23 protein-coding genes are annotated in these 26,419 nt (G+C 54.6%); 17 read left to right on the top strand and 6 right to left on the bottom strand.

Translation table 11 applies throughout. From position 1 onward, the window contains the following. The 6 genes from J7I43_RS21270 to J7I43_RS21295 are packed head-to-tail and all read left to right on the top strand — an operon-like array spanning position 1 to position 6,340. The gene (locus tag J7I43_RS21270; protein WP_209147885.1) at positions 1-1,053 is read left to right on the top strand and encodes an aldose 1-epimerase family protein; all 1,053 of its coding nucleotides are present in this window, start codon (positions 1-3) and stop codon (positions 1,051-1,053) included. Then, positions 1,046-2,272, top strand: a complete 1,227-nt coding sequence (locus J7I43_RS21275; RefSeq protein WP_209147886.1) for a cupin domain-containing protein — start codon at positions 1,046-1,048, stop codon at positions 2,270-2,272. The genes J7I43_RS21270 and J7I43_RS21275 overlap by 8 nt, the downstream gene beginning before the upstream one ends. A gap of 33 nt (positions 2,273-2,305) precedes the next feature. Next, positions 2,306-3,349 carry a sugar phosphate isomerase/epimerase family protein gene (locus tag J7I43_RS21280; RefSeq protein WP_209147887.1) on the top strand — a complete coding sequence of 348 codons (1,044 nt, stop codon included), beginning with the start codon at positions 2,306-2,308 and terminating at the stop codon, positions 3,347-3,349. Between the two features lie 22 nt (positions 3,350-3,371). Beyond that, positions 3,372-4,523, top strand: coding sequence for a Gfo/Idh/MocA family protein (locus J7I43_RS21285; RefSeq protein ID WP_209147888.1), 1,152 nt, complete (start codon positions 3,372-3,374; stop codon positions 4,521-4,523). A gap of 19 nt (positions 4,524-4,542) precedes the next feature. Further along, a complete protein-coding gene (locus J7I43_RS21290) occupies positions 4,543-5,283 on the top strand; it encodes a 3-keto-disaccharide hydrolase (protein WP_209147889.1) in 741 nt (246 codons plus the stop codon). A 40-nt stretch (positions 5,284-5,323) separates the two neighbouring features. Continuing rightward, complete coding sequence (locus J7I43_RS21295) at positions 5,324-6,340, top strand: zinc-binding alcohol dehydrogenase family protein (RefSeq protein WP_209147890.1); 1,017 nt, start codon at positions 5,324-5,326, stop codon at positions 6,338-6,340. A gap of 54 nt (positions 6,341-6,394) precedes the next feature. Here J7I43_RS21295 and J7I43_RS21300 read toward each other — a convergent pair whose 3' ends face one another. Then, positions 6,395-7,507: an alkene reductase gene (locus J7I43_RS21300; RefSeq protein WP_209147891.1), complete on the bottom strand. Its 1,113-nt coding sequence runs from the start codon at positions 7,505-7,507 to the stop codon at positions 6,395-6,397. Between the two features lie 87 nt (positions 7,508-7,594). On the opposite strand from J7I43_RS21300, the gene J7I43_RS21305 reads away from it, so the two are divergent. From J7I43_RS21305 to J7I43_RS21340, 8 genes are all read left to right on the top strand, one after another. Next, the gene (locus tag J7I43_RS21305; protein WP_209147892.1) at positions 7,595-8,455 is read left to right on the top strand and encodes a helix-turn-helix domain-containing protein; all 861 of its coding nucleotides are present in this window, start codon (positions 7,595-7,597) and stop codon (positions 8,453-8,455) included. 112 nt (positions 8,456-8,567) lie between these two features. Further along, a complete protein-coding gene (locus J7I43_RS21310) occupies positions 8,568-9,122 on the top strand; it encodes an RNA polymerase sigma factor (protein WP_209147893.1) in 555 nt (184 codons plus the stop codon). Positions 9,123-9,175: 53 nt separating this feature from the next. Continuing rightward, positions 9,176-10,363 (top strand): FecR family protein, encoded by a 1,188-nt coding sequence (locus tag J7I43_RS21315; RefSeq protein ID WP_209147894.1) that lies wholly within the window; start codon positions 9,176-9,178, stop codon positions 10,361-10,363. Positions 10,364-10,737: 374 nt separating this feature from the next. Beyond that, positions 10,738-14,064: a SusC/RagA family TonB-linked outer membrane protein gene (locus J7I43_RS21320; protein WP_209147895.1), complete on the top strand. Its 3,327-nt coding sequence runs from the start codon at positions 10,738-10,740 to the stop codon at positions 14,062-14,064. 18 nt (positions 14,065-14,082) lie between these two features. After that, on the top strand, positions 14,083-15,621 hold the full coding sequence (locus tag J7I43_RS21325) for a RagB/SusD family nutrient uptake outer membrane protein (RefSeq protein WP_209147896.1): 1,539 nt from the start codon (positions 14,083-14,085) through the stop codon (positions 15,619-15,621). An 84-nt stretch (positions 15,622-15,705) separates the two neighbouring features. Beyond that, entirely contained in the window at positions 15,706-16,290 is a 585-nt protein-coding gene (locus J7I43_RS21330; protein WP_209147897.1) for a hypothetical protein, read from the top strand. 25 nt (positions 16,291-16,315) lie between these two features. Beyond that, on the top strand, positions 16,316-18,805 hold the full coding sequence (locus J7I43_RS21335) for a zinc-dependent metalloprotease (protein WP_209147898.1): 2,490 nt from the start codon (positions 16,316-16,318) through the stop codon (positions 18,803-18,805). Between the two features lie 23 nt (positions 18,806-18,828). Beyond that, positions 18,829-19,677 (top strand): sterol desaturase family protein, encoded by an 849-nt coding sequence (locus J7I43_RS21340; protein WP_209147899.1) that lies wholly within the window; start codon positions 18,829-18,831, stop codon positions 19,675-19,677. Between the two features lie 89 nt (positions 19,678-19,766). Here the strand turns inward: J7I43_RS21340 and J7I43_RS21345 are convergent, their stop codons facing one another. From J7I43_RS21345 to J7I43_RS21360, 4 genes are all read right to left on the bottom strand, one after another. Then, positions 19,767-20,543 (bottom strand): TerC family protein, encoded by a 777-nt coding sequence (locus J7I43_RS21345; protein WP_209147900.1) that lies wholly within the window; start codon positions 20,541-20,543, stop codon positions 19,767-19,769. Between the two features lie 17 nt (positions 20,544-20,560). Beyond that, on the bottom strand, positions 20,561-20,812 hold the full coding sequence (locus J7I43_RS21350) for a TFIIB-type zinc ribbon-containing protein (protein WP_209147901.1): 252 nt from the start codon (positions 20,810-20,812) through the stop codon (positions 20,561-20,563). Positions 20,813-20,912: 100 nt separating this feature from the next. Further along, entirely contained in the window at positions 20,913-21,251 is a 339-nt protein-coding gene (locus J7I43_RS21355) for a hypothetical protein (protein ID WP_209147902.1), read from the bottom strand. 50 nt (positions 21,252-21,301) lie between these two features. Next, a complete protein-coding gene (locus J7I43_RS21360) occupies positions 21,302-22,156 on the bottom strand; it encodes an isocitrate lyase/PEP mutase family protein (RefSeq protein ID WP_209147903.1) in 855 nt (284 codons plus the stop codon). 56 nt (positions 22,157-22,212) lie between these two features. On the opposite strand from J7I43_RS21360, the gene J7I43_RS21365 reads away from it, so the two are divergent. The 3 genes from J7I43_RS21365 to J7I43_RS21375 all read left to right on the top strand — a co-directional run bounded on the left by J7I43_RS21365 (position 22,213) and on the right by J7I43_RS21375 (position 25,549). Beyond that, positions 22,213-24,342 (top strand): outer membrane protein assembly factor BamB family protein, encoded by a 2,130-nt coding sequence (locus tag J7I43_RS21365; protein ID WP_209147904.1) that lies wholly within the window; start codon positions 22,213-22,215, stop codon positions 24,340-24,342. Between the two features lie 282 nt (positions 24,343-24,624). Beyond that, positions 24,625-25,080, top strand: coding sequence for a hypothetical protein (locus tag J7I43_RS21370; protein WP_209147905.1), 456 nt, complete (start codon positions 24,625-24,627; stop codon positions 25,078-25,080). Further along, positions 25,058-25,549 (top strand): nucleotidyltransferase, encoded by a 492-nt coding sequence (locus tag J7I43_RS21375; RefSeq protein WP_209147906.1) that lies wholly within the window; start codon positions 25,058-25,060, stop codon positions 25,547-25,549. Before J7I43_RS21370 ends, J7I43_RS21375 begins: the two co-directional genes overlap by 23 nt. A 22-nt stretch (positions 25,550-25,571) precedes the next feature. On the opposite strand, the gene J7I43_RS21380 is transcribed toward J7I43_RS21375, so the two are convergent. Beyond that, the gene (locus J7I43_RS21380; protein ID WP_209147907.1) at positions 25,572-26,249 is read right to left on the bottom strand and encodes a response regulator transcription factor; all 678 of its coding nucleotides are present in this window, start codon (positions 26,247-26,249) and stop codon (positions 25,572-25,574) included. Positions 26,250-26,419 lie beyond the last annotated feature (170 nt).

The raw sequence follows: 26,419 nt of genomic DNA on the forward strand, positions 1-26,419 counted from the left end.
ATGCAACACAACTGGCAACATAAAATATCACATCACGCGCAGCTTGGCGGCATCGAAACGGCCGTGCTGGACAATGGCCCCGGCAGGGGCAGCCGTGTGGCCTGGGTGAACACCGGCGCCGGGCTGCGCTTTAAAGTGCTGATAGATCGCGCCATGGACATTGCAGAGGCATTTCACGACCGGCACAGCCTGGCCTGGCTAAGCTGTACCGGTCACCCCCTGCCCGCGCCCGCCCCCACCGGCGGGCTTTCGTGGCTTCATACCTTTGGCGGCGGGCTGCTCACTACCTGCGGCCTTTCGCACATAGGCGGGCCGGAAACCGACGGGTTCGGCGACAGGGGATTGCACGGCGCGATCAGCAATACGGCCGCCGAACTCGTTTCAGTGATCCAGCCCGACCTTGCCGCGGGGCGCGCCGATATGCAGCTCACCGGCATCGTGCGGGAAACGCGCGTGCTGGGCGTGCATCTTGAAATGAAAAGAACGATCAACGCGCGTATAGGCGTGCCAGTTATAAAAATTTCGGACGAGATCACCAACCGCGGCAACACGCCCGCGCCGCACATGCTGATGTACCACATGAATTTCGGCTGGCCGCTGGCCGACGAAGGCTCGCGGCTGCTGTGGGAAGGCGAATGGACGGCGAGAGACGAAGCCAGCAAATCGATCTTCCGGGAGGGCGGGGATTTTAAGACTTGTCCCGCGCCGATGGCCGAACATGCGGGCGCCGGCGAAGCGGCGGCCGTTATCGACATCAAAGCGGCGGAAGACGGCTGGTGTATCGCCGGCTTGCACAACCCGCAGCTGGAACTGGCTACGGTGGTGCGTTTCAAAAAATCGCAGCTGCCCTGGTTCACCAACTGGCAGCACTGGGGCCACGGCGAATATGTGACCGGCCTGGAGCCTTGCACGCATCCGCCCATCGGGCAGGCGGCGGCAAGGGAAAACGGCACGCTGATCTTTTTACAGCCGGGGGAAAGCCGCCGGTACGACCTGGAAATTGAAGTGCTGGAAGGCCGCGATGAAATCAAAAAAATATTCCACGATGAATAAACAAACTAACACGATCGAAATGGCAACAACTAGCTTAGCCGCCCGCGCCCTGGAGCAGGGCAAAGGCATCCTGCGCCTCGCGCCCACCTGGGTGCCGCGCTCGTTCTGCGTGCCCGGCCGCAGGATCAAACTGCACCCGGACGATTATTACGTGCTCGGCGGGCAGCGCGGCGGTATCGACGAACGCTGGCTGTCTTCCACCACGCCCGCCAAAAACGGCCCGCTCACCGGCGAACATGAAGGCTTAAGCAAAATCGTTTTTGACGAGGGCGGCAAAGAAGTGCAATTCCTGCTTAAAGACGCGGTGGACGAACTGAAGGGCGAGCTGATCGGCAAACGTTTGTGGGACCAGTACGGTTCCTGGCCGATGTATTCCAAGTTCTTCGACAATCTCGGCCCCCTGCCGCACCATATTCATCACAACGACGAAAAAGCCGCGCTCATCGGGCAGCTGGGCAAACCGGAAGCTTATTATTTCCCGCCGCAGCTTAATAACCACGGCGGCGATTTTCCATACACTTTCATGGGCATCGCGCCGGGCACTACCCGCGAGCAGATCGGCGAGTGCCTGCGCAACTTCACCAAAGGCGACAACAAGATCACCGATCTTTCGCAGGCATTCCTGCTGAGGCCCGGCACCGGTTGGGACGTGCCTCCCGGCCTGCTGCACGCGCCCGGCAGCCTTTGCACCTACGAGCCGCAAAAAGCCTCCGACGTGTTCGCCATGTACCAGTCGCTGGTGAATAATGCCGTAATACCGGAAGAGCTCCTCTGGAACGGCACGCCCAAAGAAAACATCGGCGACTACGAAGCGCTGCTCGATGTGATCGACTGGGACCTGAACGTAGACCCGAACCTTTATCACAACCGTTTTATGGCGCCCATTCCGGCAGCTAATGGAGACGGTTATACGGAAAACTGGATCTGTTACAAATCCGCCGCGTTCAGCGCCAAAGAACTGACCATCGAACCTGGCGCCACCGTGGTGATCAAAGACAGCGCAGCCTACGGCCTGATAATGATGCAGGGGCACGGAAAAATGGGCGTGTGGGACATCGAAACGCCCGCGCTCATCCGTTACGGGCAGCTTACCCACGACGAATATTTCGTGAGCGAAAAAGCCGCGAAGGAAGGGGTGACCATCGTGAACCGTTCTTCTACCGATCCCATCGTGATGCTGAAACATTTCGGGCCTGAAAATCCCGATCTGAAGCTGTAACCGTATCAATCTCACGTTTTAAACATCATTGTTATGCAACAAAATAATTTTCCGAAACTGCACAATGCCACCTGGCCGGGCATTGTGGGCAAGGGAGAAGGGTCCGAACCAGTGATTGCTTTTGATGAAATGCTGAAAATGACCGCCGCCGCGGAAGTGGACGGCGTGAAATTCGACGGGGTGGATATTGGCCTGTTCAACCCTCACTTCGACGTAAACAGCAACGACGACGGCATCAAAAAACTGGCAGATAAAGTGGCCGCCCACGGTCTTGAAATAGGCAGTCTTGTTGCGCCGATATGGCCGCCGGACGGCGGTTCCGCCATGGGCAGCGCAGACGACCGGAAACGTTTCGTGGAGCAGGTGCGCAAGTCGTGCCACATTGCGAAAAAATTGCGTGAGATCGGCGTCCGCCCGCACGGCGTGGTGCGCATCGATTCCGCCACATCGCCCGAGGAATGGGCGAAAGACCCGGCGGGCAATACGAAGCTCATTGCGCAGACATTCCGCGAAGCCTGCGACGTAGCGGCCGATTACGGAGAAAAGCTGGCGGCGGAAGGAGAGATCTGCTGGGGCGGCATGCACAGCTGGAAAACTATGATCGACACGCTGGAAGCGACCGGACGGCCGAACATCGGTTTCCAGGCGGACATGGCGCATACGCTGCTGTACCTGATGGGCTACAACGCGCCCGAGCACCGCATTCTGCCGGCTGATTTCGATTGGAGCGACCGGGCAGCGCTGCAGGAAGGATTAAAAAAACTCACCGCCGCCCTCCGCCCCTGGACGATCGATTTCCATGTGGCGCAGAACGACGGTACGGTGCACGGCACTGGCTCGCACGACAAAACCGGCCGCCACTGTCTTGCCAATGATCCCAACGGCAAACTGGATATCGCGTCCGATGCGGGTTTCTGGCTGCGCGACGAAAAAGGCGAACTGACCAAAGCGTTCCGGCACATCTGCTGGGATGGCTGCATGTTCCCCAACGAAAAAATGACGCAGCAGGCCACCTGGAACAACATCCTGGCCGCGATGATCAAGGTGCGCAACCAGCACGGATGGCACGAAGCATGAACATCATAAATCATTACACAACATGACGCAGGAAAAAAAACTGAACATAGGACTGATCGGCTGCGGCTTTATGGGCCGCACGCATTCCAACGGCTACCAGCGCATCCGCAACTTTTTCCCTGAGCTGCAATACAAGCCCGTGCTGCATACCGTATGCGCGCGCAACGGTGAAAAGGCCAAAGCCTTCGCGGAGCAATGGGGCTACGCCAATTATGTGACAGACTGGAAAAAGATCATCGAAGACGATAACATCGACGCGGTGGACATCTGCACGCCAAACGACAGCCATGCAGAGATCGCCATCGCCGCCGCGGCAAAAGGAAAAATGGTGCTTTGTGAAAAACCGCTGGCGCGCACGCTGGAAGAATCTTACAAAATGGTGGAAGCCGTTGAAAAAGCGGGCGTCGCCAATACGGTGTGGTACAACTACCGCCGTCTTCCCGCGGTAACGCTGGCCAAACAGATCATCGATTCCGGCAAGCTGGGCCACATTTTCCATTTCAGGGCCAACTTTTTGCAGGACTGGACCATCAACGCGCAATTGCCACAGGGCGGCGCGGGCCTCTGGCGCATGGATGCGGCGGTGGCAGGGTCGGGCGTTACCGGCGACCTGCTTTCGCACTGCATAGACACGGCGATCTGGCTCAACGGCAGCATCAACAACGTAACGGCCATGACCGAAACTTTCGTGAAAGAAAGAATGCACCAGCTTACCGGCAAAGTGGAGGAAGTGAAGATCGACGACGCCTGTGCGTTCCTTTGCCGTTTCGCCAACGGTTCGCTGGGCCTGTTCGAATCCACCCGCTACGCGCGCGGCCACAAAGCGCTGTACACATTCGAGATCAACGGCGAAAATGCGTCTATCCGCTGGGACCTGCACGATCTCAACCGCCTGGAATATTTCGACAACAGGGACGAATCCAACCTGCGCGGCTGGCGCTCCATTCATGTTACCGACGGGGAGCAGCCGTACATGGACAAATGGTGGGTGCCCGGTTTGGGCATCGGTTACGAACATTCGTTCGTGCACCAGGTGGCAGACTTTTTGCGCAGCCTCGAAACGGGCGGGCCCTGTTCTCCCACTTTCAGAGAGGCATATGAAACACAGGCGGTATGCGAAGCGGTGCTTGATTCCGCTGCAACCGGCGCCTGGAAAGACGTACCCAAAGCATAAACAATTTTAAATTCCGCATATGCTGAAACAATCAGTGCTCGGCCTTTGTATTGCCTCGGTGGTTCTGCTGAACGCAGGATGCGCCAACGGTCAGTCAAAAGGCGCCAAAAGTATCTTCGACGGCAAAACCCTCAACGGATGGGAAGGCGATACCAATTACTGGCGCGTGGAGAACGGGAATCTTGTGGGCGAGATCACGCCGGATAAAACCTTGAAATCAAACAGCTTCATCGTGTGGCAGGGCGGCCAGCCCGGAGACTTTGAGCTGACGCTGGAGTTTAAGATCACCAAAAGCGGCAACAGCGGCATCAATTACCGCAGCGCGAAATTCGACGGCGTGCCTAATGCACTTACCGGCTACCAGGCAGACATCGACGGCGCCAACCGCTACACCGGCCAGAACTACGAAGAACGCGGCCGCACCACGCTCGCTTACCGCGGGCAGAAAGTGACCATTCCCGCAACGGACAAAACCCTGCAGGAAGGCGGCAAAGGCAATGCCTGGACGCTGGCCGAAGTAACCGGCTCGCTCGGCAGCAGCGATTCGCTGAAAACGGTGATCAAACAGGAAGACTGGAACACCTGCCGCATCGTTGCCAAAGGCAACCGCCTGCAACATTACATCAACGGCGTGCTGATGAGCGACGTGACCGACAACGACAAAGTGTACGGCCGCGCGAAAGGCCTGCTGGGCATGCAGGTGCATGTAGGCCCGCCGATGAAGGTGGAATACCGGAAAATAATGATGAGAGAATTGTAGCCGCTATCTTTATGTTGTTCCATCTTTTTAATTTCAAAGCATGAAAGCACTCGTTCTACAGGAGCCCGGGCAATTCAGCTGGGCCGAAAAGCCGCATCCGGGGCAGCCGCCGGAAGATTATGCTTTGTTGCGCATCAAACACGTATCCGTTTGCGGCACGGACCTGCACGCTTACAAAGGCCGTCAGCCTTTTTTTACTTACCCGCGCATTCTCGGGCATGAAGTGGCCGCTGAAGTAGTGGCTGCCGGTGCAAACGTAACGCACCTGCAGCCGGGCGACCTCGTGTCTATCGAGCCGTACCGCAACCCGGTGGCCGATCAGGCGGTAAGAAGGGGCAAGACCAACTGCGGTAGCCAGGTGACGGTATTAGGTGTGCATGAAGATGGCGCGATGCAGGAATTTATCCTGTACCCTGCGGCCAACCTGCATGTGGTGAACGGCATGCATCCGGACCAGGTGGCGTTGATAGAGCCCTTCGCGATCGGTTGCCACGCGGTGGAACGCGCAGAGATACAAGACGACGATACGGTGCTGGTGATCGGCGCCGGGCCGATAGGAATGGCTGTGATAGCGCTTGCGCGGCTGAAAGGCGTAAAGATCGCCGCGCTGGATATCAATGAGAACAGGTTGCAATTTGCGAAAAAGCTGTTTCCCGAGATAACGACCGTGTTGCTGAAAGATACGGTGGTGGAGGATTTGCGGGCCGCATTCGACGGCGAGCTGCCCATCGTTGTGTTCGACGCAACGGGCAGCAAAACTTCCATGGAGCGGAGTTTCGAGTTCACGGCCGCGGGCGGCACGATCGTTTTTGTGGGGCTGTTTGTGGGTGATGTCGTTTTCCCCGATCCTGTTTTTCACCGGAAAGAAATTACGCTGAAAGCCAGCCGTTCCGCCAGGGCCGTGGATTTCAGGAAAGTGATACAACTTTTCAAAGCTGGGCTGATCAACACGGAAGGATATATTTCCCACCGGATAAAATTTGAAAACCTTGCCGAGGAATTTACGGCCCTTTATGTGCCGGAAGCCAATGTGATCAAGGCGATCATTGATTTTTGACCAGAACGGAAAAAAATTACACAGCCGCAACGACATTTCGTTGCGGCTGTGTTTTTATAAAGCTTCGCACACTTCGTCTTCCGCGATCATCGCAGGGTAGTCGATATAACCTTCGTTGCCTCCCTGGTAGAAAGTAGCCGGATCGCCTTCGGAGAGCGGGGCGTTGCGGCGGAAACGTTCCACCAGGTCGGGGTTGGCAATGAAAGGCCTGCCGAATGCCACGAGGTCAGCCAGACCTGTCTGTATAGCAGATTCCGCTGTTTGAGGCGTGTATCCGCCTGCGAGGATGAGCAGGTTGCTGAAACGTTTGCGCACGTCCCGGATATGATTATTGGGAATGGGCGCATTGCCGTTGGCAGACTGGTCGGAAAGGTGAATGTACAGGATGCCGAGCCGTTCCAGTTCATCGGTAATATATTGATGCGTGGCGGTTTCTTCGGGATAAGCGTGCAGGTCGCTGAGCGTGGCGAAAGGGGAGAGGCGGATGCCCGTGCGCCCAGCGCCGATGGCAGCGGTTACGCCTTCCATGATCTCCAGCAGGAAGCAGCAGCGTTTGGCGATACTGCCGCCGTACGCGTCGTTACGGCGGTTGGTGTGCGGGTTCAGGAACTGGTCTGGCAGGAAGCCGTGCGCGCCATGGATCTCCACACCGTCGAAGCCCGCTTCCATCGCATTTACCGCGCCCCGGATATGTTGATCGATCGCTGCTTGTATACCGGATAGGCTCAGTGTTTCCGGTTCGGGCATAGGCAGGTAGATGTCTCCGGGTGTGCGCATGGTTCCATCGGCTCTCACCGCGGAGGGCGCCACCAGCGGGATGCCGCCTTCATGATTCAGCGGATGCCCGATACGCCCGGCATGTAGCAGCTGGACAAAAATTTTCCCGTTCCGCGCATGCACTTCATCGGTTACTTTTTTCCACGCTTCGATTTGCGCTGTATTATAAATTCCGGGCGTGTGCAAATACCCGATACCGTTGGCCGTTACGGCCGTATTTTCCGAAACGATCAGTCCCGCCCCGGCCCGCTGACCATAATAAACGGCCACGGACGGCCCGGGGATATTGTTTACCGACCTGCGCCTGCTCATGGGAGCCATCACCACCCTGTTGCGGAGCGCCAGCCCGGATTTACCGAAAGGAGAAAGCAATTTTTCTGTCAAACGCATAATTGGTTGTTTTATGAGGTAAAATTACCGGGAAGGGCGTTGGCGGAACAGTGACAAAGCGGGGTTTGTTTTGTAAATTTGGAGGTTATGGAGCAGAAAGCCTTACACCGGCCGTTTGAATTGTACGTGTCGGACATGGCGTGCTGGAACGAGCGCCCACTGACCTATCATTTTTTCGAGATCGTGCAGATACTGGAAGGGGAAGGCATGCGCATCGTCAACAGCAACCGCTTCCCTTATAAAAAGAATTGCATTTTCCTGTTCACCCCGCTCGATTGCCGTGGCTTCGATATCAGCAAGCCCACCCGTTTCTGCTCTATCCGTTTTTCGGAGATGTTCCTGGGGCAATGCAAAACCCCGCAAGACCGCGAACGCATCCGGCAATGGCTGAAACAGCTGGAACATATTTTTTATCATCATAACCGTTTCCAGGAACTGCTGGTGAAACACGATGGCGACTGCCGGATGATTTCCACGCTGATGCACAACATGGTGGACGAATACAGCCGGAAAGGCGCGTATCACGAGGAGAACCTGCAGCATTTTGTCACGCTCATCCTGAATATTCTCTCGCGTAATGTAACCAGTGCGGGGCCCCTTACAGCAGGCCCGGAGAGCGAGCCGCTCATCAACCGTATGTTGTTGCACATCCGGCAGCACATCGGCGATCCGGAAAAGTTGCGGATCGATTTCCTGGCATCGGAATTCAACCTTTCCGCCAATTACGTCGGTGAATATTTCAGGAAGTTCACCGGCGAAAGCCCCCAACAATACATCACACAATACAGGTTACAGCTCGTGCAGCAGCGGCTGGCCTTCAGTTCGCTCACTATAGGCCAGATCGCGGGCGAATTGGGGTTTGCGGATGAAAGTCACCTGAGCAGGCAGTTCAGGAAACACAACGGTGTAAGCCCCGCAGAGTACCGGAAAAATGCACGGGCGGAATAAAGTTGGCAAAAAAACCGCCGGCCAGAATTTTTCAGATTTTAATATTAGTTTAGCCCCCCAAAGATGGTTTGGATTGCCGACTGAAGCAACATATGACGAAACAGCGCTCGTTATGCAACTGCGCGACGGGTCACAGGATGCATTCCGGCAGTTGTTTTTACTTTTTATCAAACCCCTGGCTTATTTCGCCGCGGAACTTACCGGGAATGCCCACGAAGGGGAAGACATTGCCAGCAATGCCTTCCAGAAGCTGTGGGAGCGCCGCGGGGGTTTTTCCTCCATTGCCGGCGTTAAAGGTTTCCTGTATACGGCGGCCCGCAACGAAGCGCTGAACGTGATCCGCCACCGCAAAGTGATGGACAGGGCGCAGCAGGAGATGCTCCACCGCCTCGAACACGAGCCGCAATGGGCTGAAGCCAGGATGGTAAACGCTGAACTGTTACGGCTTATTTACGCCGAGATCGATAACCTGCCGGACAACCACCGGCAGATGGTCCTGATGAGCTTCGTCGAGGAGCTGTCTACGGAAGAGATCGCTTCCCGCCTGAATATTTCCACGGCACATGTAAGAACTTACAAAGCACGGGCAATGACCCGTCTGCGCAGCGCGCTGCTGAAAAAGGGCCTGCTGGAGGCGGTTTTTTTGCTTTGGTTGATGGACCGTTAAATTTTTTTTCTTTTTGCTGTTACGTTTTTGTTCACTCCGTGTTCTATTGCTGCATGGATTTTAAGGATTTCAACAACGGGGATATTGTTTCCATTCTTTTCCGGCTGGCGGCCGAAGAAGAATTGACCGCGGAGGAGCGCGCAAAGCTGGACGCATGGCTGAACGCATCTGCTTACAACAGGCTGGTGCTGGAAGAAGCGCAATCGCCGGCCCTTCTCAGGGAACGGCTGCGCTCGCTGGAAAACACCGACGGTCAGGCGCTTTTTGAAAAAACTTTCCCGGAAATGGCCGCTCCCGTTGTTCGCCGTATGCCGCTTTACCGCCGCTGGTGGGCCGCGGCTTCCGTGCTGCTACTCCTTTTTGCCGGCGGATATTTCCTGCTCAAGCCCGGCCATTCATCCACCCCCGACATCGCCGTTGCCCCGCCACCCGTGGATATCATGCCCGGTAAAAAAGGCGCCGTGCTTACGCTGGCCGATGGCCGCGAAGTGGTGCTGGACAGCCTGGGCAACGGCATAATAGCTAACCAGAACGGCACGCAGGCCGTGCTGGACAATGGAAAGCTGGCATACAACGACGCGGGCGAAAGCTCCGGCGAAATACAATATAATAAAACCACCACGCCGCGCGGCCGCCAGTTCCGGCTGCAATTGCCCGACGGCACGCTGGTTTGGCTCAATGCAGAAAGCTCTATCCGCTACCCGACCGCGTTTGAAGGCAGCGACCGGAAAGTGGAGATCACCGGCGAAGCGTATTTCGAAGTGGCGAAAAATGTACAAAAACCTTTTCTCGTTAGCATAAACAATCAAACAGAAGTAGAGGTACTAGGCACACATTTTAATGTGAACGCCTATCCTAACGAAAACAGCCGCAATACCACGCTGTTCGAAGGCGCCGTGCGCGTGTACGGGAAAAACGGCCCGGCAGTGCTGAAACCCGGCCAGCAGGCACAGGTAACCGCTACCGGGGATCTGGCCGTGGTGAACGGTACGGACCTCGACAAGGCGATCGCATGGAAGAACGGCGTCTTTAATTTCCGCGGCAGCACTCTCGAAGAGGTAATGCGGCAGCTGGCAAGATGGTACGATATAGAAATAATATATGAGGGGAAAGTTCCTTCACGCAGGTTCAATGGCGAAATAGGCATGGACCTTTCGCTGGCCCAGGTGTTGAAAGGACTTTCGGTTATGCAGGTGAACTTTAGGATTGAAGAGGGCAAACGGCTTGTTGTGATGCCCTGAAGACATGAGTAACGACGTAATAATAATTCAACCAAAATGAAGATGAGCATTCAGCCAAAAAACAAATTCAGTCTAAACCTGGAGTAAACAATCATCAAAAAACGGCGATCGGCATAAAAAAACCACCACGGTTCGGACCCGTGGCGGCCTTGCGTTCCCGGTTGCCGCGTAAAAATTCAAAGAGAACAGTCAATTCTTAATTGTCAACCAGAAGTAACAAAGCTATGCAAAAAAATGCTTTTTGTTACAGGGAGGCTATTGCCCCGTATTCACGGAAAAATAGCCGCACCTGTGCCTTTTTCAAACCGTTGGTAACGGGGGGAAGCCCGGGGAACGAAGCCCGCAGGGCAGCGTATAAAAAATTATTGTCGGCGATGAAACTAACTACGATGCTTTTATTCGTGGCCGCACTGCAGGTAACGGCCAAAACGGCGGCACAAACCGTGTCTTACAAAGCCCGCGCTGTTTCGCTGGAAAAGATCTTTTCGGCGGTAAAGGAGCAGACCGGTTACTTGTTTTTCTACGATCCGGCTATGCTGCGCGATTGCAAAGCGGTGGACGTATCGGCGGAAAACCAGCCGTTGGAAAGTTTTATCAAAAAGGTGCTGACGGATCAGCCTTTAACATACACCATCGAAAATAAAACCATCTTTATTTCCAGGAAACCCGTTCCGGCTGTGCCAGCGACGGAACGGCCTTTTTACGTTCCGATCCTGGTTACGGGCCGGGTGATGAATCTTGGCGGCGAACCGCTCGGCGGCGCCACCATCACCGTGAAAAGCACGCGCAAAGGCTCCAATGCAGACGCAAACGGCATTTTTACCATCCTGGGCGTTGAAGCGGCGGATACGCTTATTTTTTCCTACGTCGGTTATAAAACACAATCTATACCGGTCCAGAACCGCACTTTCATCGACGCGAAAATGCAGGAAGCCACCAGCAGCCTCGACGAAGTGGTGATACAGGCTTACGGCCGCACTACCCAGCGTTTCACCACCGGCAACATCGCCCGCATCTCTTCCAAAGAGATCAGCAAACAACCCGTGCTGGACCCGATACTGGCCCTGCAGGGGCGCGTGGCCGGATTGCTGATTGCCCCGCAATCGGGCTACCAGGGCGGCCCGGTGAAGGTGGAGATCAGGGGAAGGAACGCCATCAACCGGGATTTCGCTTCGGACCCGCTGTACATTCTCGATGGCGTGCCCATGACCGTGCTGGACATCAACGGTACCGCCAAAAACGCATACACCACCGGCGCATTTTCGCGCGGGCTCGATAATCTCGACATGTCGAGAACCGGCGGCCAGAATCCGCTGTTCGGCCTCAACCCTTCAGACATCGAATCGTTCGAGGTGCTGAAAGACGCCGATGCGACGGCGATCTACGGCAGCCGAGGCGCCAACGGCGTGATCCTGATCACCACCAAAAGAGGACAGGCCGGCAAAAGCAGGCTGACCGCCGATATCTCCACCGGCGTGAACGTCGTGACCCGCTTCTGGGAACTGATGGATACCAAAGAATATCTCGCCATGCGCCGCGAAGCGTTCAAAAACGACGGCATTACGCCTACGCCCTCCAACGCGCCCGATCTGCTGGTGTGGGACACCACGCGGTATACCGACTGGCAGCGGGAAGCCTACGGCCATACCGGCAAATGGATCAACACACAGGTGGCATTATCCGGCGGCAACACGCAAACCACCTACCGCATCAGCGCGGGATACAACCGCAGCAGCGACATCACGGCGATCAGCGGCGGCAACTCGCGCGTATCGGCCTCCGCGGCGCTCACCACGCGCAGCCTCAACCAACGCTTCAATCTTACTTTCTCCAATAACTTTTCTTATACGGAACAAACGCAGATCTCCATCGTATCGATGTCTACCCTCGCGCCCAATGCGCCCGCGCTGTACGACGAGGCGGGGAACATCAATTTTAAGGAATACAGGGGCTCCGGCACCAAGAACCCGGTGGAGGGCCAGTATAATCCCTATAACTCAAAAATGCGTTCCCTCAACAGCAGCCTTGCGCTGAGCTATGCTTTCAAAGGCGGGCTGTCTGCAAAGCTCAACCTCGGGTATAACCAGGGCATCAACGATCAGAGCTCGTTCCAGTTTATCGCTTCACAAGACCCGAACCCGCCGGCGCCTGCAAAGAAACCGACCGGCTCCGCCTCGTTCGGCATCAGCCAAAGTAACAATCTCAACGTGGAACCGATGCTGGAATATAACAGGTCTATTGGCAAAGGCTCGCTGGACCTGCTGCTGGGCGGCACTTACCAGGCAAACGTTTCGAAAGGCAATACCGTAAGGGGCACCAACTACACAAGCGATCTGTTTATCCGGACCATCTCCGCCGCTCCCAATCTCACTTCCTTCGACCTGTACGGAGAATACAAATACGCCGGCGCATTCGCCCGCATCGGTTATAACTACGACAGCCGCTACATTATCAACCTCAACGGCAGGAGAGACGGCAGCAGCCGTTTCGGTGAAGATAACCGCTTTGGCAATTTCGGTTCCATTGGCGTAGCCTGGATCGCCAGCGAGGAAAAATGGATCGCCCGCGCGCTGCCGTCTTTTGTGTCGTTCCTGAAACTGCGCGGCAGCTTCGGTGTTACAGGCAGCGACGGGGTGGGCGATTACAGTTATCTTTCGCAGTTCGGCAACAACAGCCCGCAACTGCTTCCCTACAATGGCGTCACGCCGCTGATGCCGCAGATCCTCGAAAACCCGGACTTCCACTGGCAGCAGAACAAAAAACTGGAAGGCGCGGTGGACTTCGCACTGTTCGACGACCGGTATAATTTTGAAGTGGCCTACTATCGCAACCGCTGCAACAACCAGCTGGTGGCTTTTCCCATCCCGGGTTTCGCAGGTTTTAACAGTGTGGTGCTCAACTCGCCCGCAAACGTGCAGAACAGCGGCTGGGAATTTCTGATGAATGCCAACATCCTGAAAGGAAAAAAATGGCAATGGTCCGCCAACTTCAACCTCGGGGCCAACCGCAATACGCTGCTGAGTTACCCGCTGTTTGAAGAATCGCCCTACTACAGCACGCTCAAGATCGGCCACTCCCTCGACGACCGCTACATTTACCACCTCGAAGGCGTGGACCCGGTTACAGGGCTGTACATATTTACCGATATCAATAAAGACGGCATCGTGAAATCCAACGGCAGCGTGCCGAGGGGAACGGCGGACGACGATATGTATTACCGCATCAATACCACGCCGAAGTTTTCCGGCGGCATGGGACATAATATTTCTTACGGCAATTTTCAACTTTCCCTATTCTTCGCATTCGCGAAGCAGCTGGGCAGAAGCGCAGTGAACGCAACCCAGGCGGGCACCATGCAGAATATTTCCAAATACCAGTTCGATAACACCTGGCATACGGCAGGGCAGGAAGCGCTGTTCGCCAAATTCAGCACCAACCCGCTGTCTGACGCCCTGAAGTATACCGATGCCAGCGGCCAGTTCGTAGACGCGAGTTTTTTCCGCCTGCGCACGCTTGCATTGTCTTACGCGGTGCCCGTGATGCGCCTGCGTAAACTGAAAGTGAGCAGTCTTGCGATCAATGCCAATGCGCAGAACATTTTCGTGCTCACGAAATATAAAGGCCTCGACCCGGAAGTGCAGAGTTATATGGGCATGCCGCCGGCCAGGACCATTACGATGGGCGTATCCGTTTCATTTTAATCTTTAAGATGCATCATTATGAACCGCAATAAAAAAATATTCAAATACCCGTCTTACTGTGTGGCTTTTTTGCTGTTGGTGAGCACGGGCGTGGCGACCGGCTGCAAGAAGCTGATCGAGATCAGCGACCCCCGCAGTACCATTCAGCGTGAAGAAGCGTTCAGCTCCAACGAACTGGCCAATTCGGTGTTGGCGGGTATTTACTCGAGCATGATGACCAACAGCGGGCAAATGATCTTCAGCAACGGGGCGATGTCGATATACCCGGGCATGTCTGCCGACGAGTTTATAAACTATGGCGGCGTGCAGTCGGTGGAAGAATACCAGTTCGTTACCAGCAAGCTGCTGAAGGAAAACCTGGTGCCGGACCAGTATTTCTGGTCGCCGATGTATAAGATCATTTTCAGCGCCAACTCGGCCATCGAAGGCATGGCGGCTTCCACTTCGCCGAAGCTGGACGGCGCCACCAAAGCGGTGCTTACGGGAGAAGCGAAATTTATCCGCGCGTTCTGTTATTTTTATCTCGTGAACCTGTACGGCGATGTGCCCCTGGCACTCACGACCAATTTCAACGATAACATCAAAAAAGCGCGTTCGCCGGAAGCGGATGTATACAAACAAATAATAGCCGATCTGAAAGATGCGCAGGCCCTGCTGGCAGACGATTATTCGATGGGCGGCGGGGAACGCATCAGGCCGAATAAATGGGCCGCCACCGCTTTGCTGGCGCGTGTTTACCTGTACATGAAAGATTGGGCGAATGCAGAGGCCGCCGCTTCGGAAGTGATCGGCAACACGCAGTTCCGGTTAACCGGCGCCCTGGGCGACGTGTTCCTGAAAAACAGCACGGAAGCCATCTGGCAATTGCAGCAAAATCCCGCCAAACAGCCCTACAACGGCACCTGGGACGGGTCGCATCTTACGGCATATTTTTACTGGACAGACCTTACGCCCGATCTGCAGGCCGCTTACCGCGACTCCGCTTTGTTTACCACCCTCGCGCCTTATTTTATCTCGCATTATTATTTCACCAAAAACCAGGCGAACGCCTTCGAAGCGAACGACCAGCGGAAAAACATATGGGCCGGTTATTCGCAAACGCCCGTGAAGAGCGAATGGAACGGCGATACGGTGTTTTATTCGAAAAAATATACCATTGCCATCGGCAGCGCTTCTCAACCCATTACCCAATACTACATGGTGCTGCGGCTGGGGGAACAATACCTCATCAGGGCGGAAGCCAGGGCGCAAACCGGCACCAATCTTAGCGGCGCGGCCGCCGACCTCGACGCGCTGCGGCTCAGGGCGGGCCTGGAAAAAACGGCCGCCGCCTCGCAGGACGCATTGCTGAAAGCCGTTGCGCACGAACGGCAGGTGGAATTGTTCGCCGAATGGGGCCACCGGTGGTTCGATCTGAAACGGACAGGCAAAGCCACGGAAACGCTGGGCGCAATGCCCGCAAAACAACCCTGGAGCGCCAGCCAGCTGCTATACCCGATCGCTCCGCAGGAAATTCTGAAAGATCCTCACCTGGTGCAAAACCCGGGCTACTTCTAACAATACGAAGCGGGGCTGCCTGTCCGGATCACCGGGCAGGCGGTTTCCCGTTTTCCGGATTATGTATATCGCAAACAATGCATCATGAAAAACAAATGGACCATGCTGCTCTGCGCGGTTGCTTTATGCAGCTGCTCGGAGACCGCCAAGCTGCCGCCCAGGAAAAAAATGCCTGAGCTGAACAGTCTTTCCGTTCCCGAAGGGGAGTGGAACCTGAGATCAAAAAAAGATAACGCCTTTCCTTTCGCCACTTCAGACGTTGACCTCATGCAGAACGGAACCGTCCGCACTTATCTGCGCGTATCGCTGCCGGCCGCGGGAGACGATTCCGCCGCCATTCAGCTCGTAAACCTTTACCGCCCGCTGGCCGCTTCGCTGCTTTCGCAATGGGGCAGCGTGGGGAGAGACGGTTTGCTGATCGACCTGCGCAGCGGCCCGGGGGCTTACAGCCAACGTGCGGATTACCTGGTTGAAAAACAATACAGCTATTCCATCCCCGTGGTGTTCCTCTGGGACCAGGCCGCATCCGGCCGCGCCGCCACGCTGATGGACCTGCTCGGCAACCTGCCCGTGAACAGCCGGCGTATTGCCGGCCCGGACGCCGCTGGCTTCAATGCCAGCCGGCAGAACTGCTTTCAGGCTGTTTCACCCGTTATCGGTTTAAATTAATTACTGACCAACTACCACACATTTTATGTATCATACCAGGCTTCTAAAAAAACTTCTCTTTTTTATATTCCTCTTTGCCGCATCTTCTTCCGCCTTCGGCCAGACGAAGCTGCCCGTGAAGCTGCCGATCAGGCTGCCGGTGGCAGACACGACAAAGAAGGATTCCGTGAAACTGCCGGTTCCGTTTACACCGCCCGGCGCAATTAAAAAATATGAGGATGTGGTGAATAAAAACTTCACCACCCAAACGGGTCTTTTCACCGTACATCAGTACCGGGACACCGTATATTTTGAGATCCCGGGATCGTTGCTCGGCCGCGATATTATGGTGATCAACCGTTTGTCTAAAGGTCCCGGCGGGTATGGCATGCACGCGGGGGAAGAGCTGGATCAAAAAACGATCCGGTTCGAAAAAGGCCCCGATTCCAGCGTCCGCGTGCGGTATACGCTGGTGATCAACGAGGCGGATTCGACCAGCAGCATTTACAAAGCGGTGATCTCTTCTTCGCTCGACCCGCTCGTGACCTCGTTCCCGATCAAGGCCTATTCGAAAGATTCTTCCGGTTTCGTGATCGACGCGTCGAAATTCCTCAAGGAAAAAAATTTCGTGAACAACATCAGCGCCTCCACCGAACTGGGCAGGGGTGTTACCGTACAGTCGATGAAAGACGTGTACATCGAATCCATCCACGCCTACCCGATCAACGTGGAGATCACCATCAGCAAAAACTTCGATTCCCGCAAGGAGCCGGGCACGCCCGTAACCGTCGAATCGCACACCTCGTTCATCGCGCTGCCCGAAGTGCCCATGCAGCGCCGTTATTTCGATCCGCGCGTGGGATATTTCGCGGATTACCTGTATGCTTACGGCGACGAACAGCAGAAGTCCGAAAAACGCGATTTTATTCTCCGCTGGAGGCTGGAGCCGAAAAAAGAGGATATCGGCAAATGGAAAAGAGGCGTACTGGTGGAGCCCGCCAAACCTATCGTGATCTATATCGACCCGGCTACGCCGAAACAATGGCGCCCTTACCTGATCCAGGGCATCAACGACTGGCAGAAAGCGTTCGAACAGGCGGGTTTCAAAAATGCGATCTTCGGGAAAGAATGGCCGGAGAACGACAGCACCATGCAGATCGACGATGCGCGTTATTCCATGCTCAACTATTTCCCTTCGGAGGTGATGAACGCCTATGGCCCGAACGTGCACGACCCGCGCAGCGGGGAGATCATCCAGACGCACATCGGCTGGTATCACAACGTGATGTCGCTGCTGCACAACTGGTACATGGTGCAGGCCGCCGCTACCGACCCCGCGGCACGCAAACCGAAATTCGACGATGGGCTGATGGGCGAACTGATCCGTTTTGTATCCAGCCACGAAGTAGGCCACACGCTGGGCCTGCGCCACAACTTCGGCAGCAGCAGCCGTACGCCGGTAGACAGCCTGCGCAGCCGCAAATACCTCGACGCGCACGGGCATACCGCGAGCATCATGGACTATGCGCGTTTTAACTACGTTGCGCAACCGGAAGACAACATCCCGCAGAAAAATCTTTTCCCGCATATCGGCGAATACGACCGCTGGGCCATTGAATGGGGCTATAAATATTCCGGTGCGGCGAACGCCGGCGAAGATCACAGGATCATGAGCAAACGCGTGTCTGAACGCCTGGCGCAAAACCCGCGCCTGTGGTTCGGCGACGGCGAAACGGTTAAAACGGACCCGCGCAACCAGACCGAAGATCTCGGCGATGACGCGGTGAAAGCAAGTACATATGGCATCAAAAACCTGCGGCGCATCGTGCCTAATTTGTATAAATGGACGCTGGAAGACGGCGGCGTGCAGCAGAACCTGCCCGATATGTACAAAGCGGTGAGAGATCAATATGTACGGTATCTCAACCATGTGTTGAAAAACATCGGCGGCGCTTACCGCACCGTGAAGGCAGACGATGAGCCCGGCGACCGGTTCAGCCCCGTGCCGAAAGACCTGCAGGAACGCGCCATCGCGTTCTTCGACCAGGAAGTGTTTACCACGCCCACCTGGCTGCTGGACCCTTCCGTAACGAACAAAACCACCGAACCGGCAGATCCCAATTTCGTGCAGGACATCCAGGTAAGGCTGCTGAATTCCCTGCTGGATATTACGCTGCTGAATAAACTGATGGCTAACACCGAGCAGTACGGGGACAATACGCTGAAGGTGGAAGATTACGTGAACAACATCCACGCGCGCATCTGGAAACCGCTGTCCGCCGATTCCATCCGGCTGGACCGTTACCAGCGCAACCTGCAGAAAGCATACGTTGGCGCGCTGCTGGAAATACTGCTGAACAAAGACCCGGGCATTACCGAAAACGACGCTTATTCCATTCTCTGGGCCGATCTTGCCCGCCTGAAAAAGGAATTGCAGCAGTCTTCTTCCAAAGCCGGCAACACGCTTACAAAATACCACTTCGACGATCTGCAGTTCAGGATACAGAATACCACTACGGTAAAACAGGGTAATTGATAAGGTTATAAAGTTGATAAATTATGGAGAAAGTAATTGAGCAAACCGCGAGACTGTTCCTTATTTCAGCTTTGCGTTATTTTGTGATCGCGGGCGTGTTTTTCGCGCTGTTCTACCGGCTTTTCAAAGGCCGTTTCGGAAAAAACAAGATACAGCCGCGCGAGGCAACCGGGAAGGATTTTGCGCGGGAGATACTGCACTCCATGTCGTCGATGCTGGTGATGACCGTTATTGCCGTGCTGATCCTCTTCACGCCTTTCAGGCAATACACGCTGGTGTATGGCTCTCTTACGGCGACGGATGCATGGTACCTTCCGTTGAGCGTGGCGCTCAGCCTCGTGATACACGATACCTATTTTTACTGGATGCACCGTACGCTGCATCATCCCGTGCTTTTCAGGGCCGCGCACCTGCTGCATCACAAATCGACGAACCCTTCTCCATGGGCGTCTTATTCCTTTCATTTCTTTGAAGCCATCACGGAAGGCGCGGTACTGGTGCTGCTGGTGATGGTCATGCCCATGCATCCCATCGCTATCGGGCTGTTCGTAGTACTGGGGCTGGTGATCAACGTGTATGGGCATCTCGGGTACGAGATCACGCCGCGTTGGCTGCGGGATACTTTTTTATTTGAGATCGTGAACACTTCCGTATACCACAATCTCCATCACCGAAAGTTCAAGGGCAATTACGGCCTGTATTTCCGCGTGTGGGACCGGCTGATGGGCACGGAGCATCCCGATTATGTGGCGGAGTACGACCGCCTGCAGGAACGCCGTTTCGGGGCGGCCAAAACGCCGGCACGGTCCGCCAACACGGCCGTGAAAACCGTTGCCGTGCTGCTGCCGGTGATGTGGTGTTTGCTCACTTAGCAGGGACGGATTGAGGAGATGTGGCGCACGAACAATGGGAAATAAAAAAACAGGGCAGTCAACGCGAAGCCCTGTTTTTTTTTCAACCTTTACGGCAGCTTTTTGGGAGCGTTCAGCTCGATATTTTTGGCATTTTTCCCGCGCAGCCGGATGTTCAGCATTTCCACGATCAGTGAGAAACCGAGGCAGGAGTATATGATGCTCTTGCTGATTTCCTGGTGGAAGCCGCTGGCGATCAGCACCACGCCGATCACGATCAGGAAGGTGAGGGCGAGCATCTGCAGCGTGGGCTGTTTGTTGATGATCTTCGTTACCGGGCCGGCGAACAGCATCATGATGATGATGGACACGATCACGGCGATGATCATCACCAGCACATTGTCTACCAGACCTACGGCGGTAAGGATGGAATCAAAGGAGAACACGGCGTCTACCAGCACGATCTGGAACAGCACCGCGCCAAGGCTGTGCGCGGCGCTTGTTTTTTTGTGCTCTTCCGGCCCGCCGGACTGCAGCTTGTGATGTATCTCCAGCGTGCTTTTCACGATGAGGAACAAGCCGCCCGCCAGCAGGATGATGTCTTTCCAGCTCAGCGGGATCACCACGCCGTTCAGCCATTTAAAATTCACGACGGGGTCTTTCAGCCCGATGATCCAGTTGATGCACAGCAACAGCCCTACCCTGAACACCATGGCCAGGGTAAGACCGATGTTGCGGGCTTTGCGCTGCTGGTTTTCGGGCAGTTTGCCCGCAACGATGGAAATAAAAATGATATTGTCTATCCCCAGCACCACTTCGAGGAAACAGAGCGTGAGCAGGCTGATCCAGACGGATGCGTCGGTAAAATCAGGAATAATGAATTCCATTATCTGAGAGTTTTGTTTTAATCGAAATCAAAAAAGTCGCCTAAAAATCCTTTCTTTTTCCGGGGATGTTTGTGGCGGTCGTCATAATAATCGCGGCGGTCGTCGTCGTGCCGGCGGGGCTCGTCGCCGCCGCGCCTTTCGTCGTATTCCAGCAGTTTGTCCAGCTCTCCTTTGTCCAGCCAGATGCCGCGGCAGTTCGGGCAATAATCGATCTCAACGTTGTTACGCTGCGTCATCAGCAGCGTTTCATTGCAATTCGGGCATTTCATCGGTCAAATCCGTTTTAAAATTTACGAAAAATAAAAATGCGCCGCCCTGTTCAGATAAAGAACATGCAGCGAATGGATTAGGTTGAAAAAGAAGGGAAAATTAAAACAGGTTGAACCGGTGGAGGAACTCGTAATAAGCCGGCCGCGCCCAGCAGGTGAGCTGTGGGTAATCCGCGCCGGTGTTATGAACCGCGGCTGTCTGGCCGTCAACTGAAGAAACCTGGTGAAAAACGCGTTTGTTCCGCGCCGGCGTTTCGATGCCGGGGGGAACTTTACACGCTTCGGGGCTTTCATTCTCATGTTGCAGCGATTCGTGCGGGTATTGCAGGCAAATATCGCCCGGCACGATGTACGACACGCTGGAAACCAGGCTCAGCAAGGCCAGGAGAAGAACCGGCAGCCTGTTTTTGAAAATGATATCTGAAGCGTGTTTAAGCAATTGAGAAATTTTGTTGTGGCTAATGTAGAAAAAATTATGCCGGCCTGGTATTATTCCATGAACAATTTATTCATCTCCCCATACGGCTTCGAATCCGCCGCGTAGGTAAAAGTGCCGCTCCGCGCGATCTCTTCGGCTGCCCTGAAAAATGCGCCGTAAGCGGCTCTCACCAGCGAAGAGCCCACGCTCACGCGTTTTACGCCCATTTCGCCGAGCATTTCCAGCGAAAACCCCACGCCGCCTGCCATGGAAAGCCCCATGATCACGTTCACGGGCCGCGGCGCCACGGCTTTTACGACGGCTTCTATCTCTTCGCGGGTTTTGAGGCCGGGCGCGAACAGTACATCGGCGCCCGCATCCGCAAAGGCTTCCAGCCGTTTGATGGTGTCTTTCAGGTCCTGCCGGCCGTAGATCAGATTTTCCGCCCGCGCGGTAAGCGTAAACGGGTAAGGAAGACTGCGAGCAGCCTGTGCGGCGGCTTTTACGCGCTCCACGGCATGTTCGAAGGAATAGATCGGGTCAGCCGGCCGGCCGGTCGCATCTTCGATGGAACCGCCCGCGAGCCCCGCTTTTGCCGCCAGCAGGATGGTTTCAGCGCAAACCTCCGGATCGTCGCCATAGCCGTTTTCGAGGTCGGCAGACACGGGGAGGTTTGTGGCGGCGATGATGTTTTGCACGTTCAGCAGCGTTTCTTCCCGCGTAATGGACGCATGCCCGTCCGGCTTGCCCAGCGAATACGCCAGGCCCGCACTGGTGGTGGCCAGCGCTTTAAAACCGAGTGTTTCCAGCATTTTGGCCGAACCGGCGTCCCAGGGATTGGGAACGACAAAAATACCGGCTTCGCGGTGAAATGATTGAAAGGCTTCAGCCCTTGCCTGGTAATGGTTTCCGTGTTGATGGCTCATAATAAGGAATTGATGGGCGGTATTCAAATGTAACCGTTTCTTATTAATTTAAGCGAATGCCACGTTATATTCTCATGCTCTTATTGCTGGTTGCCTGCAACCGAGCGCCCGAAAACGCCTATGACCAATGGCCGGTTTACAACGGTTCCAAAGCCGGGCTGAAATATTCGGCCCTTCAACAAATAGATACTTCCAATGTAAGCCGGTTACGCGTTGCGTGGGAATACCATGCCGGAGACGCCGATTCCGCCGGGCATTCGCAGATCCAATGCAACCCTGTAATGGTCAATGGCGTGCTGTACGTCGTATCGCCGCAATTAAAGCTGATCGCGCTCGACGCCGCTACCGGGCAAAAAAAGTGGCTGTTCGATCCCTGGGAAGGCGTGAAGAAAAAAAATATCAACAGCCTGCGCGGGGTTACGTATTGGGAAGATGAAAAAGAACAACGCATTTTTTATACCGCCGGCCCGCACCTTTATGCGGTGAATGCGTTGGATGGCAGCCTGGTAAAAGGTTTTGGAGACAGCGGCCGCATCAGCCTTCACAACGGCCTCGGCGAAAATGCAAAAGATCTTTACGTAGTCACCACTTCACCGGGCATCATTTACAAAAACCAGCTGATCATCGGCTCCCGCGTGTCTGAAGGCGCAGACGCCGCGCCGGGACATATCCGCAGCTACGACGTGCGCAGCGGCAAACTCCGCTGGACCTTCCACACCATCCCGCAGCCGGGCGAACCGGGTTACGAAGACTGGAACAACCGGGAAGCCTACAAACATCTCGGCGGGGCCAATGCCTGGTCGGGTTTTAGTCTCGACGAAGAAAAAGGGATTTTGTATGCGCCGCTCGGCTCCGTGTCGTTCGATTTTTACGGCGGCATGCGCAAAGGCGCCAACCTGTACGGCAATTCACTGCTGGCGCTGGACGCCGCCACGGGCAAACGCATCTGGCATTTCCAAAGCGTGCACCACGACGTATGGGACCGCGACCTGCCCGCGCCGCCGGTGCTGGTAACGGTAACGCACGAGGGCAAAAAGAAAGAAGCCGTAGCGCAGGTCACCAAAACGGGTTTTGTATTCCTGCTGGACAGAACAACCGGTCAACCGCTTTTCCCTGTAGAAGAGCGCCCTGTGCCCGCGCAGAGCACGCTGAAGGGCGAACAGCTATGGCCCACGCAGCCTTACCCGGCCCTGCCCGCGCCGTTCGTACGGCAGTCGCTCACCGAAGCAGATCTTAATTACCTGCTGCCCGATTCGTCGCTGGCGGAAGTGAAACGGCGCTGGTTATCGTTCAAACATTCGCATATGTTCGAGCCGCCATCGAAAGAAGGCACCGTCATCTTCCCCGGTTTCGACGGAGGCGCGGAATGGGGCGGCCCCGCGGTAGACCCTGAAACGGGAATATTATACGTCAACGCCAGCGAAATGCCCTGGGTGCTGCAGGTGATAGACGCTCCCGCGGCAACGTCGCGAAAAGAAACGAACCTGCAGGCGGGCAAACGGATCTACCGCGCGCATTGCATGAGCTGCCACGGCGCGGAACGGGAAGGCGGCGGCGCTTATCCCGCGTTGCGCAATGTGCATGAGCGTTTCGATACGGAGCAGTTTTTACAGCTGCTCAGTACCGGCAGGCGCATGATGCCTGCCTTCAACGGCCTGCAGCCCGAAGAGAAAAACGCGCTGGCGACGTTTGTGCTCGATCTCGAAAAACAACAACCGCTTTCATACAAAGGCCCGCAACAACAGCCGGATAGCTTCCGCAGCCTGCCGTATACCATGACCGGCTACAACAAATTCCTGAGCAAAGAAGGCCTTCCGGCCAACAGTCCGCCCTGGGGCACATTGACCGCCATCGATCTGAACACCGGGAAATTCGTTTGGAAAGATACGCTGGGAGAAGATCCCGCATTCAAAGGCAGGGGCGTTAAAACGGGTACGGAAAACTATGGCGCGCCGGTGGTAACGGCGGGCGGACTGCTCTTCATCGCCGCCACGAAAGACGCGAAGATCCGCGCGTTCAACAAACGCAACGGCCAGCTGTTGTGGGAAGCGGCTTTGCCGGCATCGGGATTCGCTACGCCAGCGGTGTACCGCGCAAACGGGAAACAATATGTCGTGATCGCCTGCGGCGGCGGCAAACTCAATACGCCATCGGGAGACAGTTATGTGGCGTTTGCATTGCCCTGAGATATTTCCGTTCAAAAAGTACCAGGGTTACTTAAAGGTTTATAATAGAATATTGCCGGAAAGCCCGGTCGAACGATCGTTGAAGGATAGATATAGGATCGTCGAAAGAGAGAAGAAGGAGAGAAAATGGGCAAATAGCATCAGGGTGGGGAATGATTACACATTTTTTGCTTCGGCGGCTTCATCACAAGTAAGTTTGAGGTTCGAATAGTAGCAGCATTGACCAGGATATCAGGTTAGGTAAATGACAAATATTTACATTTTATTTGTTATTTTTGGGAAATGGCGACGAATTCTGCAGATAAAAAGCGGGTTGTAATTGTTCACTGGAAAAATAGTGAAAAGCAACCTTTTGAAGTCTTTTCAAACCTGAAAAACTTTTGCCTGAGTTACCCGGAATACAATTACAATACGTTGAATAATTATTTGAGCAAGGAAAAGGTGCCTTTCGATAACAAAGAAGTACGTGTGGAAAGAAAGAACGTTATTACCCGACCGAAAGAGATTATTTCTTCCGGGGAGACTGACCGTATGATTGCTCCCGTTGTCCGCAGAGTTGCTATGAAAGAAGCGGATGACGCTGTCAACGATTTAGAATACTGGCTTAAGCAGCCGCCGGCCAAACGGCTCCAGGCTGTGACCTTTATCATGAGCCAATTCCTCAGAAAAGGCGCCCGAATGGATAAAACGATTGTAAACAGAAAAAAATCGGCTCATGATCCTGGCGAAAGATTTTGAAGATTTTTTAAGGCTGCTCAATAAACACCAGGTTGATTTTATGGTGGTAGGCGGCTATGCGCTTGCTTTTCACGGGAAACCCCGTAATACCGGCGACCTGGATATATGGATCAACGTTTCGCAGGAAAATGCGGAGCGAATACTGCACGTAGTTAATGAATTCGGGCTTGCAACGCTTGGGTTTAAGAAAAAGGATTTTTTACAGCAGGGTTTTATCCATCAAATTGGATATCCTCCATTGCGAATTGATATTCTGAACAGCATAGATGGCGTGGACTTCCCGGAAGCTGCAGGGAACCGGCAGCTGATTAAGATGGATGACGGACTTGTGATACCTTTTATTGGATTGCAGGACCTCGTTAAAAACAAACAGGCTTCTGGCCGGGCCCAGGACCTTGCCGATATCAAAGAGATAAAGAAGATTTTGCCGAAAAAGCAGCCCGGCAAAGGGAAACGGTCAGGGCGATAACAATACGCCATGTTTCAGCATGTTATCCAACCTCCCATTTATAACCCATGCCATGCACGGTTTTGAGATAGTTGCCCGCGCCCGCGTCATGCAGTTTTTTCTTGACGTTTTTAATATGCGTGTATACAAAACCATGGCTCTCCAGCATACCGGCAATATCGCCGGAAAGATACTCCGCCAGCGCGCCTTTAGACACCACACGGTTGCTGTTGCCGATCAGGTACGATAACAATTCGAATTCCTTTTTGGTAAAGTCCAGCGGGAAAGAATGCACCGCTACCGTTTTACGCATCAGGTCTAACTCCACTTCGTTCTGCCGGATCACATTATGATTTTTGAACTGCCGCCTGCGGATCACGGAAAATATCCGCGCTTCGAGCTCCGGAAGATGAAAAGGTTTGCCAAGATAATCGTCTGCCCCGGCATGCAGCGCGCTTATCTTTTTTTCGTGCTCTTCTTCCGCGGCGATCACGATCAGCCCGTCCTGCCGGTTCTTTTCCTTCAGCAGTTCCATCAGCAGCAAACCTTTGCCGCCGTCGATGGAGGGGTTGAGTAAAATGCAATCGTATTCATGCCCAAGCACTTTATTCTCCGCCTGCTGATAACTGATGGCATGCTCGCAGCTGTAATGCGCTTTGACCAGGTAGGTTGATATGCTCTCTACGAGCGTCAGCTCGTCTTCCACGATCAGGATCTTCATCTTCTGAAAAACATTTGTAATCCCAATACGCACGTCTTCTTTAAAAGGATGCTTCATCTTCAAAAAAAAAACAAAATTGACGCGCGACCGGCGGGGTTTATTGATTAATTATTTGAAAATGAATTATTTATAAAAACGTTAGGGTGCCTGACGATTTGGTTGTACGTTTG

The sequence above is a fragment of the Chitinophaga chungangae genome, assembly GCF_017742215.1.
In the GTDB taxonomy this organism is placed as follows: Bacteria; Bacteroidota; Bacteroidia; order Chitinophagales; family Chitinophagaceae; genus Chitinophaga; species Chitinophaga chungangae.